Origin of the sequence: Pseudomonas sp. TH21, from assembly GCF_016651025.1 — a bacterium.
GTDB classification, from domain to species: Bacteria; Pseudomonadota; Gammaproteobacteria; order Pseudomonadales; family Pseudomonadaceae; genus Aquipseudomonas; species Aquipseudomonas aylmerensis.
In genome coordinates this window covers 5624568-5639685 of the sequence record NZ_JAEKEQ010000001.1, presented here as the reverse complement: position 1 = coordinate 5639685, position 15118 = coordinate 5624568, and the positions used below count along the sequence as shown (strand labels likewise).

Genomic DNA, 15118 nt, shown 5'->3' with positions numbered 1-15118 from the left:
ATGGTCTTTCAGTTATCGGCTGATCTCGCGACCAGTTGTGATAATCATAACGATTCTCATTTGAGAGTCAATGCTTGTTTTTGGTCGCTTCGAATTTTTCCTCAAACAATCGTTCGAAATGCCTGTAATTGTTGGGCTTGCTGACTGATCTAATTTCTCTGCCGTGCCGAGAGGGCGTCCAGCTGGCGGTTCAACGCTTCCTTGCGTTCGGCCGGAATGTCGTTCCAGTGCACATCCATCAAGGCCCCTTCGATTGCATACAGCAGCACTTTCGAAGCCCGGAACCCGCGCGTTCTCACTGCTCGATAGGCATCCACAGCCCCCAGGCGGCGCAAGTCGGACGCACTGTGGATGCCCACCGCATGCAGCCACTGTGCAGACGTCTTGCCGAGGTTTTTCAGGTGTTGCAGCTCATCATTCATCAAGCCTCCTTGCGACGGCCGAATGGTGCGGTGGGTATCGTGACCAGGCAAGCCTGAAAAGGAGTGTAGCGCTCAGTAGGAAAAGCGTAGTTCTTTGGTCAGGAACGGCCTAAAAGCTTATAAGAATGACGCGGGGATTTTGACGGCGGGCAGGTGCAAGGTCCTTGGTACGTGGGCGCGTACCAAGGCCCGGGGGGACAATGTCTACTTGGTGCGGTAGCGCAGGCGAGTGCCGAAATTGACCGACATGAGGATCTCGTCGGCGGTCAGTTCAGGTGGGAAGTAGGTGCCCGAGATTTGCGCATGCGCCAGGCTGGCGCCTTCCAATGAGCAGTCACGCAAATCCAGGCCGCGCAGGTCGGCGGAGCGGAAGTACGCGTCGGTGAAATCCACGCCGACGGCATTCAGCTCGCGCAGGTCCAAGCCACGGAAATCGCCGCCACGCATGTCGATCGCCCCTTCTTTTGGGCGTTCCTGATTGAAGCCGCGGATATCGTCTTTATGCAGGAGCGAGTAGAGCGGTGTATCGAGAAGCTTGGGCTGACTCATGACGGCGACTCCTGTTGGATTTATGACGCCATTATAGTGCCACTATTGCTTGGTCGTGCGCCCAAGTAGACGACACGACCAAGAAATTTTTCTTACAGGCCCGGCAAGCGCTGACGAATATGCGCGACCAAGGCATCCAGTGTCCCGCTTTCATTGGTCTCGACGCGTTTGCTCAGCAGCAGTTCTTCGGCCGTCAGTGGGTCACGATTGGCCTGCTGTTCTTCGATTACCGCCAGCGTTGCGTCAGACGGATCGTTTTTGTCTGCCTGACGTTGTGCCAGCCAGGCGCTGATAACGGCTTGAGGTGCGTTGCAATCCAGGATCAGGAAAGGCGCGCCGGTGGCCTCGGCAACCTTGGCCGCTGCGTCGCGCTGTTCGCGTTTGAGGAAGGTCGCATCCAGCACTACCGGGTAGCCAGCACGCAATACGATGTCAGCGATTTCATTCAGGCGTGCGTAAGTGGCGGCGCTGGCATCCGCGGCATAAATGCCGGCCTGTGGCGTGTTTTCCACGTGTTGCTCGCCGAACAGGCGCTTGCGCTCCACATCCGAACGCAGGCGCACCGCCCCCAGTGCTTCGACCAGGCGCATGGCGACGTGGCTTTTGCCGACCGCCGAAACACCGTGGGTGATCGCCAGGAAACGCGATGGAATGGTGCTGTAGCTTTCGGCCAGGTTGGCGTAGTTACGGTACTGGCGCAGGGTAGTGGCGCGCTGCACCGGGCTTGCCTCGCTCGGCATGCTGAACAGCGAGATCTTGGCGCGAACGAGCGCACGGTAGGCTTTGTAGAAGTTAAGGACTTCGAGGCCCTGATAGTCGCCGGTCAGTTCCAGGTACTGGCTGATAAAGCGCCGCGCCAGCGACTTGAGGCCACGGTCTTCCAGGTCCATCGCCAGGAAGCCGGTGTCGGCGTACACGTCGGTGAAACGGAACGGTTCGTTGAACTCGATGCAGTCGAAAATAACCACGTGGCCATCGATCAAGGTGGCGTTGCCCAGGTGGATATCACCGTGACATTCGCGGGTGAAGCCTTCCAGCTTGCGCTGTGCCAGCAATGGCTTGAGGCGCTCGAAGCTGCTTTCAGCCCAGGCTTGCAGTGCTTCGAGTTGGTCCAGGTCGGCCTTGTCGCTGAGGAACGGGCGGATCTGGTCGAAGTTCTGCCGGACCGGTGCCATCACTTCGTCCGGCGTGCCGGCAGGGTGATCCTGCGGGACTTTCGGCGCGGTAAGGTGAAAGTGCGCGATCTGTTTGGCCATTTCATCGATGTGTGCGCTGGTCAGTTCGCCATTGGCCTGCAGGGTGCTGAGCAGTTGGCTTTGCGGGAACTGACGCATTTTCAATGCGTATTCGATGACCGGGCCGTCGCCGCCCAATTGCGGGGCTTCGGCCGTGCCGGTGATTGGCAATACTTCAAGATACAAATCTTCGGTCAGGCGCTGGTTGAGGCGCAGTTCTTCCTTGCAGAAGTGACCCCGGTCGTCCAACTGGGTGAAGTCCAGGAAGCCGAAGTTCATCGGCTTCTTCAATTTATACGCATAAGGACCGGTCAGGATGACCCATGAAATATGGGTCTCGATGACGTGGAACGCTTCTACCGGATGGGGGTATAAAGCCGGGTTTTGCAGGGCGGCGATCAGGGACTGGCTCACGGGCGATCCTTCAGAGTCTGGAGAAAAACATGGCGGGCATTATGGCTGCTGCGGCCGGTCGTGCAAACCGCTGTCCGACTCATGTTGATCAGCAATAAAGTGCGTATAATCCGCCGCCATGACTCGAACCCGATCTCCCCGTTCCCGTAAAAAACCTCCTTCGCGTGGCCTGCGCCCATGGCTGGGCTGGGCGCTCAAGCTCGGCCTGGTGGGCCTTGTGGTGCTTGCCGGCTTCGCCGTTTACCTCGACGCCGTGGTCCAGGAGAAGTTCTCCGGCAAGCGCTGGACCATTCCGGCCAAGGTGTACGCACGCCCGCTGGAATTATTCACCGGCCAGAAGCTGAGCAAGGATGACTTCCTCACCGAACTCGATGCCCTGGGCTACCGCCGTGAACCCGTGAGCAATGGTCCGGGCGCTGCGGCTGTCAGCGGCAATACCGTCGACCTCAATACCCGTGGCTTCCAGTTCTATGAAGGCCTGGAAAAAGCCCAGCCGGTGCGCGTGCGTTTTTCCGGTGACTATGTAGCCGAGCTGTCATCGCTCAATGGCTCGAAGCTGCCGGTGGTGCGCCTCGAACCGCTGATGATCGGCGGGATTTACCCGAAGAATCTTGAAGATCGCATCCTGATCAAGCTGGATCAGGTGCCGCCGTATCTGCTCGAAACCCTGGTTGCTGTCGAGGACCGCGATTTCTACAGCCACTGGGGCGTGTCGCCGAAGTCGATTGCCCGCGCCATCTGGGTCAACACGTCTGGCGGCAAGATGACTCAGGGCGGCAGTACGCTGACCCAGCAGTTGGTGAAGAACTTCTACCTCACCAACGAGCGCAGCCTGACCCGTAAGCTCACGGAAGCCATGATGGCGATGCTGCTTGAATTGCATTACAGCAAGCAGGAAATCCTCGAGGCTTACCTCAATGAGGTCTTCGTCGGCCAGGACGGCCAGCGTGCAGTGCACGGTTTCGGTCTGGCCAGCCAGTTCTTCTTTGGCCAGCCGCTGTCCGAGCTGAAGCTGCATCAGGTCGCGTTGCTGGTGGGCATGGTCAAGGGGCCTTCCTACTACAACCCGCGTCGCAATCCTGAGCGTGCGCTGGAGCGCCGCAACCTGGTGCTCGATGTGCTTGAGCAGCAGGGCGTGGCCACTGCGGAACAAGTCGCTGCAGCCAAGAAAATGCCACTGGGTGTGACTACCCGCGGCAAACTGGCAGACAGCTCCTTCCCGGGCTTTATCGACCTGGTCAAGCGCCAGTTGCGTGAAGACTACCGTGACGAAGACTTGACCGAAGAAGGCCTGCGGATCTTCACCAGTTTCGACCCGATCCTGCAGATGAAGGCCGAAGCCTCGGTCAACGACACCTTCAAGCGCCTGACCGGCCGCAAAGGCTCCGACGAAGTCGAGGCCGCCATGGTCGTGACCAACCCGGAAACCGGTGAAGTCCAGGCCATGATCGGCAGCCGCCAAGCCAGTTTTGCCGGTTTCAACCGTGCACTGGATGCGGTACGGCCGATCGGCTCGCTGGTCAAGCCGGCCGTCTACCTGACCGCGCTGGAAAAACCGAGCAAATACTCGCTGACCAGTTGGCTGTCGGATGACCCGCTGTCGGTCAAAGGAGCCGATGGCCAGGTGTGGACGCCGCAGAACTTCGACCGTCGCTCCCACGGTACGGTGTTCCTGTACCAGGGGCTGGCGCATTCCTACAACATCTCTACCTCCCGGCTCGGCCTGGAAGTGGGCGTGCCGAACGTCCTCAAGACGCTGGCGCGCCTGGGCATCACCCGCGAGTTCCCGGCTTTCCCGTCGATCCTGCTGGGCGCTGGCGCAATGACGCCGATGGAAGTGGCGACCATGTACCAGACCCTCGCCAACGGTGGCTTCAATACGCCGATGCGCGGGATCCGCAGTGTGCTGACCGCCGAGGGCGAGCCGCTCAAGCGCTATCCCTTCCAGATCCAGCAGCGGTTCGACGCAGGCTCCATCTACCTGATCCAGAACGCCATGCAGCGCGTGATGCGCGAAGGTACCGGCAGCTCTGTCTATAAAGTGCTGCCGTCCAACCTGACGTTGGCGGGCAAGACGGGTACCAGTAACGACTCGCGCGACAGTTGGTTCGCAGGCTTCGGCCAGGACGTGCTGGCAGTGGTGTGGTTGGGGCGCGACGACAATGGCAAGACGCCGTTTACCGGTGCGACCGGTGCGCTGCAGGTCTGGACCAGTTTCATGCGCAAGGCCGACCCGCTGCCGCTGAACATGCCGCAGCCGGACAATATCGTGCAGGCCTGGATTGATCCGCACACCGGCCAGGGCTCTGACGCCAACTGTCCGGGCGCGGTGCAGATGCCGTATATTCGCGGCAGCGAACCACCACCCGGTGCCGCATGCGGTGGCAGTGCCCCTGCTGACGCGGAATCGGTGATGGATTGGGTCAAGGGCTGGATGAATTAAGCAAAGAGGGTTTCAAGTGAACAAGTGGTGGATTCCAGCTATTACAGCTCTGGCTTTGCTCAATGGTTGCGCCAGCGTGCAGCGCGGCTCCATTCCCGTGGTGGACTCGAGCACCGCTGTCTCCAATAACGACCGGATTTCGGCTAACGGCGGGTTCCGCCAGACCGTGACCACGCGTCCTGCCCAGGCCGCCACCCAGGCTGTGCCGCAGGATTCGGGCGTGGTGGTGATGGTGCCGGGCGCCGGGGCGGCTACCTCCGCGCCGATCAGCGCCGAGCCGTGGACCCCGGGGCCGAGCACTTCGGGCCCGATCGACACCGCGCCGGTCCAGACGGCGCCGATCAATCAGGGCACCTACAACATGCCGTCGACACCCAGCGGCATCCCGTCATCGTCCAGCGCTGGCGGCCTGTCGGCTGACGAGCAACTGGATGGTCCGGTACTGGCCTTGCTGACCACCGCCCAGCAACAACAGGCCGGTGGCGACTTGAACGGTGCATCATCGAGCCTGGAGCGCGCCCAGCGTGTGGCGCCGCGCGAGCCGCAAGTGCTGTATCGCCTGGCTCAGGTACGCATGGCCCAGGGCGACGCACCGCAAGCCGAACAGTTCGCCCGTCGTGGCCTGACCCTGGCCAATGGGCGTCCCGACCTGCAAGCCAGCCTGTGGGCCCTGATCGGCGATGCACGGGCTGCGCAGGGCGACGCTGCCGGTGCTGCCCAGGCACGTCAGAAAGCCAAGGTCAGCCTCTGATGGATGCACGTTTTCCAGCGATTGCCGAACAGTTATTGCTGATCGAGCGCGAATTGCGCGTGCAAGGCTGGTGGGATGAAGTGCCCCCCAGCCCCGAGGCGCTCAGCAGCGTCGAGCCGTTCTCGGTGGACACCCTGGACTTTCATCAGTGGCTGCAGTGGATCTTCCTCGTGCGCATGAAGCAGATCCTCGAGCAGGACCTGCCACTACCCAGTGCGTCCGGGATCCTGGAGATGGCCGAGATGGTCTATGCCGACCGTCCGTTGCAGAGCCTCGGATTGCGCAATGCGCTGAAAAAGTTCGACCAATTGATCGTCGACGCTCGTTAATTGCCTGACTGTCGGGTTTTCCGGCAGTCTTGCGCACATTTCTACCGCTTGACGACATTCAGGCGAGTTTTATCCCTCCTCAAAGCCCTTTCTTCTACGTTCTCATGCGCTTAGTTGGAAAAAAGCGCAATTATTGCTTGACTTGAAGGGGCTGAAACAGAAGAATCCAAAGTCCGCTGTATCGGGACTGCCAGAAGCAGACCCGCTCAGCAGATCATGAGGCGCACATCCGCGCCGACCTGTTACACCCGCAACGCGTTACCTCGCGCTGGGTGGGAAAAGCCCGCAACACTTGGGACGATCCCAATACTTGCTCAGTCAGTGCTGACGTAGTCGGCGACCACCGTCGCTCATGCTCTGTTGAGAAGTAAACCTATTAAGACCCGTCGGTTTTCAACGGACGGTATTCTGGCGTTTTAGAGGTGAACAACGTGGAGCTTTTATCTGGCGGTGAGATGCTCGTCCGCTTTTTGCGTGACGAAGGCGTCGACTATATCTACGGGTACCCAGGTGGTGCTCTGCTGCATGTCTACGACGCACTGTTCAAGGAACCGGCTGTTACCCACATCCTGGTTCGCCACGAACAAGCTGCTACCCATATGGCTGACGGTTATGCCCGTGCCACCGGTAAAGCCGGTGTGGTACTGGTAACGTCCGGCCCAGGCGCGACCAATGCCATTACCGGCATCGCGACTGCTTATATGGACTCCATCCCGATGGTGATCATTTCCGGCCAGGTCGCCAGCACCATGGTGGGTACCGATGCATTCCAGGAAACCGACATGATCGGTATCTCCCGGCCGATCGTGAAACACAGCTTCATGATCAAGCATGCGTCGGAAATCCCGGAAGTCATGAAGAAGGCCTTCTACCTCGCTCAGTCCGGTCGCCCGGGTCCTGTGGTGGTCGATATCCCGAAGGACATGACCAACCCTGCGGAAAAATTCGAATACGTGTTCCCCAAGAAAGCCAAGCTGCGCTCCTACAGCCCGGCTGTTCGTGGGCACTCGGGCCAAATCCGCAAGGCGGCAGAAATGCTCCTGGCGGCCAAGCGCCCGGTGCTGTACTCGGGCGGTGGCGTGATTCTGGGCGGTGGTTCTGCACCACTGACCGAACTCGCCAAGCTGCTTAACCTGCCGGTGACCAACACCTTGATGGGCCTCGGCGCGTTCCCGGGCACGGACCGTCAGTTTGTCGGCATGCTTGGCATGCACGGCAGCTACACCGCCAACCTGGCCATGCACCACGCCGACGTGATCCTGGCAGTCGGCGCACGGTTCGATGATCGGGTGATCAACGGCGCGAGCAAATTCTGCCCGAATGCCAAGATCATCCATATCGACATCGACCCGGCGTCCATCTCCAAGACCATCAAGGCCGACGTGCCGATCGTGGGTCCTGTTGAAAGCGTGCTGACCGAAATGGTTGCTGCGCTCAAGGACATCGGCGAGACGCCGAACAAGGAATCCGTTGCCAGTTGGTGGAAGCAGATCGACGAATGGCGCGGTGATCGCGGCCTGTTCCCTTACGACAAGGGCGACGGCAGCATCATCAAGCCACAAACCGTGATCGAAACCCTGTGCGAAGTGACCAAGGGCGACGCCTTTGTGACCTCCGACGTGGGCCAGCACCAGATGTTCGCGGCGCAGTACTACAAGTTCGACAAGCCTAACCGCTGGATCAACTCCGGTGGCCTGGGCACGATGGGCTTTGGTTTCCCTGCGGCGATGGGTGTGAAGCTGAGCTTCCCGGACACTGACGTTGCGTGCGTCACCGGTGAAGGCAGTATCCAGATGAACATCCAGGAGCTGTCGACATGCCTGCAATACGGCCTTCCGGTGAAGATCGTCTGCCTGAACAACGGCGTGCTCGGCATGGTTCGTCAATGGCAGGACATGAGCTACAACAGCCGTCACTCCCATTCCTATATGGAATCGTTGCCGGATTTCGTCAAATTGGTTGAAGCCTATGGCCACGTCGGCATTCGCATCACCGATCTGAAAGATCTGAAGCCGAAGATGGAAGAGGCGTTCGCCATGAAGGATCGCCTGGTGTTCATCGATATTCAGGTGGATACCAGCGAGCACGTCTACCCGATGCAGATCAAAGACGGCTCTATGCGCGACATGTGGCTGAACAAGACGGAGCGTACTTAATCATGCGGCACATTATCTCCCTGCTTCTGGAGAACGAACCCGGCGCTCTGTCTCGTGTTGTCGGCCTGTTTTCGCAACGCAACTACAACATCGAAAGCCTGACCGTGGCCCCGACCGAAGACCCGACCCTGTCGCGCCTGACGTTGACTACTGTTGGCCACGATGAGGTGATCGAGCAGATCACCAAAAACCTCAACAAGCTGATCGAAGTGGTCAAGCTGGTCGACTTGTCGGAAAGTGCCCACATCGAGCGCGAGCTGATGCTGGTTAAGGTCAAGGCCACGGGCGCCCAACGTGCCGAGATCAAGCGTACTACCGACATCTATCGCGGGCAGATCGTCGATGTGAGCGCCAGCGTTTATACCGTTCAATTGACCGGTACGAGCGACAAACTGGACAGCTTCATCCAGTCGATCGGGACGGCCTCGATTCTGGAAACTGTACGCAGTGGTGTCACCGGGATTGCCCGTGGCGACAAAGTACTCAGCATCTAACCCAATTAGTGAATGGCCTCACGGCCTGGATATATAGAGGAACCTCATGAAAGTTTATTACGATAAAGATTGTGACCTGTCGATCATCCAGGGCAAGAAAGTCGCCATCATCGGCTACGGCTCCCAGGGTCACGCGCAAGCTTGCAACCTGAAAGATTCCGGCGTTGACGTGACTGTTGGCCTGCGTAAAGGCTCGGCCACCGTTGCCAAGGCTGAGGCCCATGGCCTGAAAGTGACTGACGTTGCTTCCGCCGTTGCTGCTGCCGACCTGGTCATGATCCTCACCCCGGACGAGTTCCAGTCCGCGCTGTACAAGAACGAAATCGAGCCAAACATCAAGAAGGGCGCCACCCTGGCCTTCTCCCACGGCTTCGCGATCCACTACAACCAGGTAGTGCCACGCGCTGACCTCGACGTGATCATGATCGCGCCGAAAGCACCGGGCCACACCGTGCGTTCCGAGTTCGTCAAGGGCGGCGGTATCCCTGACCTGATCGCGATCTACCAGGACGCTTCGGGCAACGCCAAGAACGTTGCGCTGTCCTACGCTGCTGGCGTGGGTGGCGGCCGTACCGGCATCATCGAAACCACCTTCAAGGACGAGACTGAAACCGACCTGTTCGGTGAACAAGCCGTTCTGTGCGGCGGTACTGTCGAGCTGGTCAAGGCCGGTTTCGAAACCCTGGTTGAAGCTGGCTACGCGCCGGAAATGGCCTACTTCGAGTGCCTGCACGAACTGAAACTGATCGTTGACCTCATGTACGAAGGCGGTATCGCCAACATGAACTATTCGATCTCCAACAACGCTGAATACGGCGAGTACGTGACGGGTCCGGAAGTGATCAACGCCGAATCCCGCCAGGCTATGCGCAACGCCCTGAAACGTATTCAGGACGGCGAATACGCCAAAATGTTCATCAGCGAAGGCGCTACCGGCTACCCTTCGATGACCGCCAAGCGTCGTAACAACGCCGCTCACGGTATCGAAGTCATCGGCGAGCAACTGCGCTCCATGATGCCGTGGATCGGTGCCAACAAGATCGTCGACAAAGCCAAGAACTAAGTCGCACGCATCAAGAGAAAACGCGGCTTAGGCCGCGTTTTTTCGTTTGGGGGGCCGGTTCTGGTATAAAGCTGCATCGTTTGCGGGCGAACACTCGCCGCACGTATTTGTCGAATTTTTTCAAACCGTTGCAAGGTAAAGTCCATGAGCGAACGTCCCGAAGAGCCAAGCCAGGCTTCTGACGCCGAAAGCCTGCTACCGATCGATGAACATGTCGAGGAAGGGCATGACGCTGAAGGCCGCAAGGTCCGGCATCGTGGCATCTATCTGCTGCCCAATCTGTTCACCACGGCGAACCTGTTCGCCGGGTTCTATTCCATCATCAACTCCATGAGTGCCCAGAGTGCGCTGGCGGCAGGTGATGCGGCGAGTGCCAGCAAGTATTTCGGCTTTGCCGCGATTGCGATCTTCGTGGCCATGGTGCTCGACGGCCTTGATGGTCGGGTGGCGCGCATGACCAATACCCAAAGCGCCTTCGGTGCCGAGTATGACTCGCTGTCCGACATGGTCGCCTTCGGTGTCGCGCCGGCATTGCTGGCGTTTGCCTGGGCGCTGGGTGATATGGGCAAGGTCGGCTGGATGGTTGCCTTCATCTATGTGGCGGGCGCCGCTTTGCGTCTGGCGCGCTTCAATACCCAGGTGGGGACTGCCGACAAGCGCTACTTCATTGGTCTGGCCAGCCCTGCGGCTGCCGGGGTGGTGGCGGGTATTGTCTGGGCGTTCAGTGACTACGGCATCCAGGGTTCCAAGATGTCGTTCCTGGTGGCATTGATGGTGGCTGCTGCCGGCATGCTGATGGTCAGCAACATCAAGTACAACAGCTTCAAGGAGCTGGACTTGAAGGGGCGCGTGCCTTTCGTGGCAATTCTGGCGGTGGTGCTGGTATTCGCCGTGGTGTTCAGTGATCCGCCGCGCATTCTGTTGCTGGCGTTCCTGGTCTACGCCGCTTCGGGGCCGGTTCAGTACTTGTTGCATATGCGCCGGGACAAAACATTGCCTTAATGTAATTTCCCCCATACTCCGCAGTCTATTGGTGCATCAGTTCTCCAATGCTGCGGAGTTGCCATGTTAATCAAATTCCCCAAAGCGTCCGATTGCAATGAATCGGATGTCACGCCTGAATCCCTCTACTTTTCTCGCCGTGCGTTGCTCGGCGGTGCGCTTGCCGGTATGGCTGCCAGCAGTCTGCCGCGTTGGGCCAGTGCGGATGATGCTGCGCGTTACGCCGACGTCGAGCCAGGAAAGGCCCCGGGATGGTTTGCTGAAAAGCTGCCAGGCACCCAATGGCAGGCGGTGACGGTAAAAAACGAAGCCATCACCCCCTTCAAGGATGCTACTCACTACAACAACTTCTATGAGTTCGGTACCGGCAAGGGCGATCCAGCGGTGAATGCGGGCTCGCTCAAGACCGAGCCGTGGAGCGTGGTGATTGATGGTGAAGTCGCCAAGCCTGGGCGTTACGCCCTGGAAGACTTCATGAAGCCGTATCAGTTGGAAGAGCGCATCTACCGTTTGCGCTGTGTCGAGGCGTGGTCGATGGTCATTCCCTGGATAGGCTTCCCTATAGCAGCCTTGCTTAAACAGGTCGAACCCACCTCCAAGGCCAAGTACATCCGCTTTGAAACCCTTCAGGACCCCAAGAGCATGCCGGGGCAGCGCTCGAGCTTCGGTTTGATCGACTGGCCTTATGTAGAAGGCCTGCGCCTGGATGAGGCGATGAACCCTTTGGCGATCCTTGCCGTGGGTATGTATGGGCGCGAGTTGCCGAACCAGAATGGGGCGCCGCTGCGTTTGGTCGTGCCGTGGAAGTATGGCTTCAAAAGCGTGAAGTCAATCGTGCGGATCAGCCTGGTGAGTGAGCAGCCGAAAACGACTTGGCAGAGTATCGCGGCGGATGAGTATGGGTTCTATGCGAACGTGAACCCTACGGTTGATCACCCGCGCTGGACCCAGGCCCGCGAGCGCCGTTTACCGAGTGGTTTGTTCAGCCCCAATGTGCGCGAGACGCAGATGTTCAATGGTTACTCGGACGAGGTTGCCTCTCTTTATACCGACCTCGATTTACGGAAGAACTATTGATGCGCTATCCGATCTGGCGTGCCAGCGTCTTTATCGCGGCGGGAGTCTGGCCGTTGTACTGGTTGTATGAGGCCTGGAGCTCCGCCCTGGGCCCAGATCCCGGAAAGGTGCTGGTTGACCGTTTGGGGTTGGGGACCCTGATCCTGTTGCTGGTCACCCTTGGGATGACACCGTTGCAGAAGCTGAGCGGGTGGGCAGGGTGGATAGCTGTACGTCGGCAGTTGGGGTTGTGGTGTTTTGCTTACGTGGTGCTGCACATGGCGGCGTATTGCGTGTTTGTCCTGGGGTTGGATTGGTCGCAGTTGGGGGTTGAGCTGCGCAAGAGGCCGTACATTATTGTGGGGACGCTGGGTTTCTTGTGCTTGCTGATATTGGCGGTGACGTCCAATCGCTACAGTCAGCGTCGGCTGGGTGTTCGTTGGAAGAAGCTGCATCGCCTGGTATATGTGATTCTCGGCCTTGGGTTACTGCATATGTTGTGGATTGTGCGGGCGGACCTGAAGGAGTGGGCTATCTATGCTTCTATAGGGGCGCTGCTGTTAGTCCTTCGAATCCCTCCTGTAATGCGCAGGATTCCCCGCCTTATCGCGAAAAAATCACTTTCTGCAACAAAAGCGTAATTAGTGCTTGACGGCAGATTCTGGAAGTCTATAATTCGCCCCACTTCCGGCGCAGTCGAAACGGAAAACTCTTTGGTAAACAAAGAGTTACGCGAGATTCGACAGCGACTTGCTTCAGTTCATCGAAGCCCAGAAGGAGTTGGTAGAGCAGAGTTGTTTGGCTCTATTAACGTTTCGATCTTCTCGGTCGAAAGCGGAGAAAAAGAGGTGTTGACAGCAGCGTGTAACGCTGTAGAATTCGCCTCCCGCTAACGAGAGATCGGAAGCGCAAGTGGTTGAAGTTGTTGAAGAAATCTTCGAAAACTTCTGAAAATAATCACTTGACAGCAAATGAGGCTGCTGTAGAATGCGCGCCTCGGTTGAGACGAAAGATCTTAACCAACCGCTCTTTAACAACTGAATCAAGCAATTCGTGTGGGTGCTTGTGGAGTCAGACTGATAGTCAACAAGATTATCAGCATCACAAGTTACTCCGCGAGAAATCAAAGATGTAACCAACGATTGCTGAGCCAAGTTTAGGGTTTCTTAAAAACCCAAAGATGTTTTAATTGAAGAGTTTGATCATGGCTCAGATTGAACGCTGGCGGCAGGCCTAACACATGCAAGTCGAACGGTAGCACAGAGAGCTTGCTCTCGGGTGACGAGTGGCGGACGGGTGAGTAATGTCTGGGAAACTGCCTGATGGAGGGGGATAACTACTGGAAACGGTAGCTAATACCGCATAACGTCTTCGGACCAAAGTGGGGGACCTTCGGGCCTCACACCATCGGATGTGCCCAGATGGGATTAGCTAGTAGGTGGGGTAATGGCTCACCTAGGCGACGATCCCTAGCTGGTCTGAGAGGATGACCAGCCACACTGGAACTGAGACACGGTCCAGACTCCTACGGGAGGCAGCAGTGGGGAATATTGCACAATGGGCGCAAGCCTGATGCAGCCATGCCGCGTGTATGAAGAAGGCCTTCGGGTTGTAAAGTACTTTCAGCGGGGAGGAAGGCGATAAGGTTAATAACCTTGTCGATTGACGTTACCCGCAGAAGAAGCACCGGCTAACTCCGTGCCAGCAGCCGCGGTAATACGGAGGGTGCAAGCGTTAATCGGAATTACTGGGCGTAAAGCGCACGCAGGCGGTCTGTCAAGTCAGATGTGAAATCCCCGGGCTTAACCTGGGAACTGCATTTGAAACTGGCAGGCTAGAGTCTTGTAGAGGGGGGTAGAATTCCAGGTGTAGCGGTGAAATGCGTAGAGATCTGGAGGAATACCGGTGGCGAAGGCGGCCCCCTGGACAAAGACTGACGCTCAGGTGCGAAAGCGTGGGGAGCAAACAGGATTAGATACCCTGGTAGTCCACGCCGTAAACGATGTCGACTTGGAGGTTGTGCCCTTGAGGCGTGGCTTCCGGAGCTAACGCGTTAAGTCGACCGCCTGGGGAGTACGGCCGCAAGGTTAAAACTCAAATGAATTGACGGGGGCCCGCACAAGCGGTGGAGCATGTGGTTTAATTCGATGCAACGCGAAGAACCTTACCTGGCCTTGACATCCACGGAATTCGGCAGAGATGCCTTAGTGCCTTCGGGAACCGTGAGACAGGTGCTGCATGGCTGTCGTCAGCTCGTGTTGTGAAATGTTGGGTTAAGTCCCGCAACGAGCGCAACCCTTATCCTTTGTTGCCAGCGAGTAATGTCGGGAACTCAAAGGAGACTGCCGGTGACAAACCGGAGGAAGGTGGGGATGACGTCAAGTCATCATGGCCCTTACGGCCAGGGCTACACACGTGCTACAATGGCGCATACAAAGAGAAGCGAACTCGCGAGAGCAAGCGGACCTCACAAAGTGCGTCGTAGTCCGGATCGGAGTCTGCAACTCGACTCCGTGAAGTCGGAATCGCTAGTAATCGTAGATCAGAATGCTACGGTGAATACGTTCCCGGGCCTTGTACACACCGCCCGTCACACCATGGGAGTGGGTTGCAAAAGAAGTAGGTAGCTTAACCTTCGGGAGGGCGCTTACCACTTTGTGATTCATGACTGGGGTGAAGTCGTAACAAGGTAACCGTAGGGGAACCTGCGGTTGGATCACCTCCTTAATCGACGACATCAGCTGCTCCATAAGTTCCCACACGAATTGCTTGATTCATTGAAAAAGACGATAGAAGCAGCTTTAAGCTCCAAGCTGATAGCTCTTAGCTAATCAGTTACGCGCTCGAAATTGGGTCTGTAGCTCAGTTGGTTAGAGCGCACCCCTGATAAGGGTGAGGTCGGCAGTTCGAATCTGCCCAGACCCACCAATTTTGTTATGGGGCCATAGCTCAGCTGGGAGAGCGCCTGCCTTGCACGCAGGAGGTCAACGGTTCGATCCCGTTTGGCTCCACCATTAACTGCTTCTGCTGTTAGAGTTTAGAAATGAATATTCACTAATGAATATTGATTTCTAGTCTTTGATTAGATCGTTCTTTAAAAATTTGGGTATGTGATAGAAAGATAGACTGAACGTTACTTTCACTGGTAACGGATCAGGCTAAGGTAAAATTTGTGAGTTCTCTTAATTGAGAAATTCGAATTTT

12 protein-coding genes, 2 tRNA genes and 1 rRNA gene are annotated in these 15118 nt (G+C 57.5%); 12 read left to right on the top strand and 3 right to left on the bottom strand.

What is annotated here, in order from left to right; genetic code table 11:
* Positions 1-149: 149 nt before the first annotated feature.
* The 3 genes from JFU04_RS24985 to JFU04_RS24975 all read right to left on the bottom strand — a co-directional run bounded on the left by JFU04_RS24985 (position 150) and on the right by JFU04_RS24975 (position 2620).
* Positions 150-422: a TfoX/Sxy family protein gene (locus tag JFU04_RS24985; protein ID WP_120449919.1), complete on the bottom strand. Its 273-nt coding sequence runs from the start codon at positions 420-422 to the stop codon at positions 150-152.
* Positions 423-626: 204 nt separating this feature from the next.
* Positions 627-971 (bottom strand): pentapeptide repeat-containing protein, encoded by a 345-nt coding sequence (locus JFU04_RS24980; RefSeq protein ID WP_065910314.1) that lies wholly within the window; start codon positions 969-971, stop codon positions 627-629.
* A 92-nt stretch (positions 972-1063) separates the two neighbouring features.
* Positions 1064-2620 carry a bifunctional aminoglycoside phosphotransferase/ATP-binding protein gene (locus tag JFU04_RS24975; RefSeq protein ID WP_065910316.1) on the bottom strand — a complete coding sequence of 519 codons (1557 nt, stop codon included), beginning with the start codon at positions 2618-2620 and terminating at the stop codon, positions 1064-1066.
* 118 nt (positions 2621-2738) lie between these two features.
* Here JFU04_RS24975 and mrcB point away from each other — a divergent pair, with 118 nt between their 5' ends.
* The 12 genes from mrcB to JFU04_RS24915 all read left to right on the top strand — a co-directional run bounded on the left by mrcB (position 2739) and on the right by JFU04_RS24915 (position 14928).
* Complete coding sequence (gene mrcB, locus JFU04_RS24970) at positions 2739-5063, top strand: penicillin-binding protein 1B (protein ID WP_065910318.1); 2325 nt, start codon at positions 2739-2741, stop codon at positions 5061-5063.
* A 16-nt stretch (positions 5064-5079) separates the two neighbouring features.
* The gene (locus tag JFU04_RS24965; RefSeq protein ID WP_201145880.1) at positions 5080-5814 is read left to right on the top strand and encodes a hypothetical protein; all 735 of its coding nucleotides are present in this window, start codon (positions 5080-5082) and stop codon (positions 5812-5814) included.
* Positions 5814-6143 (top strand): YqcC family protein, encoded by a 330-nt coding sequence (locus JFU04_RS24960; protein ID WP_201145879.1) that lies wholly within the window; start codon positions 5814-5816, stop codon positions 6141-6143. The genes JFU04_RS24965 and JFU04_RS24960 overlap by 1 nt, the downstream gene beginning before the upstream one ends.
* A 431-nt stretch (positions 6144-6574) precedes the next feature.
* Positions 6575-8299, top strand: a complete 1725-nt coding sequence (locus tag JFU04_RS24955) for an acetolactate synthase 3 large subunit (RefSeq protein ID WP_065910352.1) — start codon at positions 6575-6577, stop codon at positions 8297-8299.
* A 2-nt stretch (positions 8300-8301) separates the two neighbouring features.
* Positions 8302-8793: an acetolactate synthase small subunit gene (gene ilvN, locus JFU04_RS24950; RefSeq protein ID WP_003176102.1), complete on the top strand. Its 492-nt coding sequence runs from the start codon at positions 8302-8304 to the stop codon at positions 8791-8793.
* A gap of 46 nt (positions 8794-8839) precedes the next feature.
* A complete protein-coding gene (gene ilvC / locus JFU04_RS24945; RefSeq protein ID WP_003176099.1) occupies positions 8840-9856 on the top strand; it encodes a ketol-acid reductoisomerase in 1017 nt (338 codons plus the stop codon).
* Positions 9857-10000: 144 nt separating this feature from the next.
* Complete coding sequence (gene pssA / locus JFU04_RS24940; RefSeq protein WP_065910324.1) at positions 10001-10858, top strand: CDP-diacylglycerol--serine O-phosphatidyltransferase; 858 nt, start codon at positions 10001-10003, stop codon at positions 10856-10858.
* Positions 10859-10921: 63 nt separating this feature from the next.
* On the top strand, positions 10922-11935 hold the full coding sequence (gene msrP, locus JFU04_RS24935; RefSeq protein ID WP_106802621.1) for a protein-methionine-sulfoxide reductase catalytic subunit MsrP: 1014 nt from the start codon (positions 10922-10924) through the stop codon (positions 11933-11935).
* Positions 11935-12555, top strand: a complete 621-nt coding sequence (gene msrQ, locus JFU04_RS24930; RefSeq protein ID WP_201145878.1) for a protein-methionine-sulfoxide reductase heme-binding subunit MsrQ — start codon at positions 11935-11937, stop codon at positions 12553-12555. The genes msrP and msrQ overlap by 1 nt, the downstream gene beginning before the upstream one ends.
* 545 nt (positions 12556-13100) lie before the next feature.
* Positions 13101-14641 (top strand): 16S ribosomal RNA (locus tag JFU04_RS24925).
* Positions 14642-14765: 124 nt separating this feature from the next.
* Positions 14766-14842, top strand: a tRNA-Ile gene (locus tag JFU04_RS24920).
* 10 nt (positions 14843-14852) lie between these two features.
* Positions 14853-14928, top strand: a tRNA-Ala gene (locus JFU04_RS24915).
* Positions 14929-15118 lie beyond the last annotated feature (190 nt).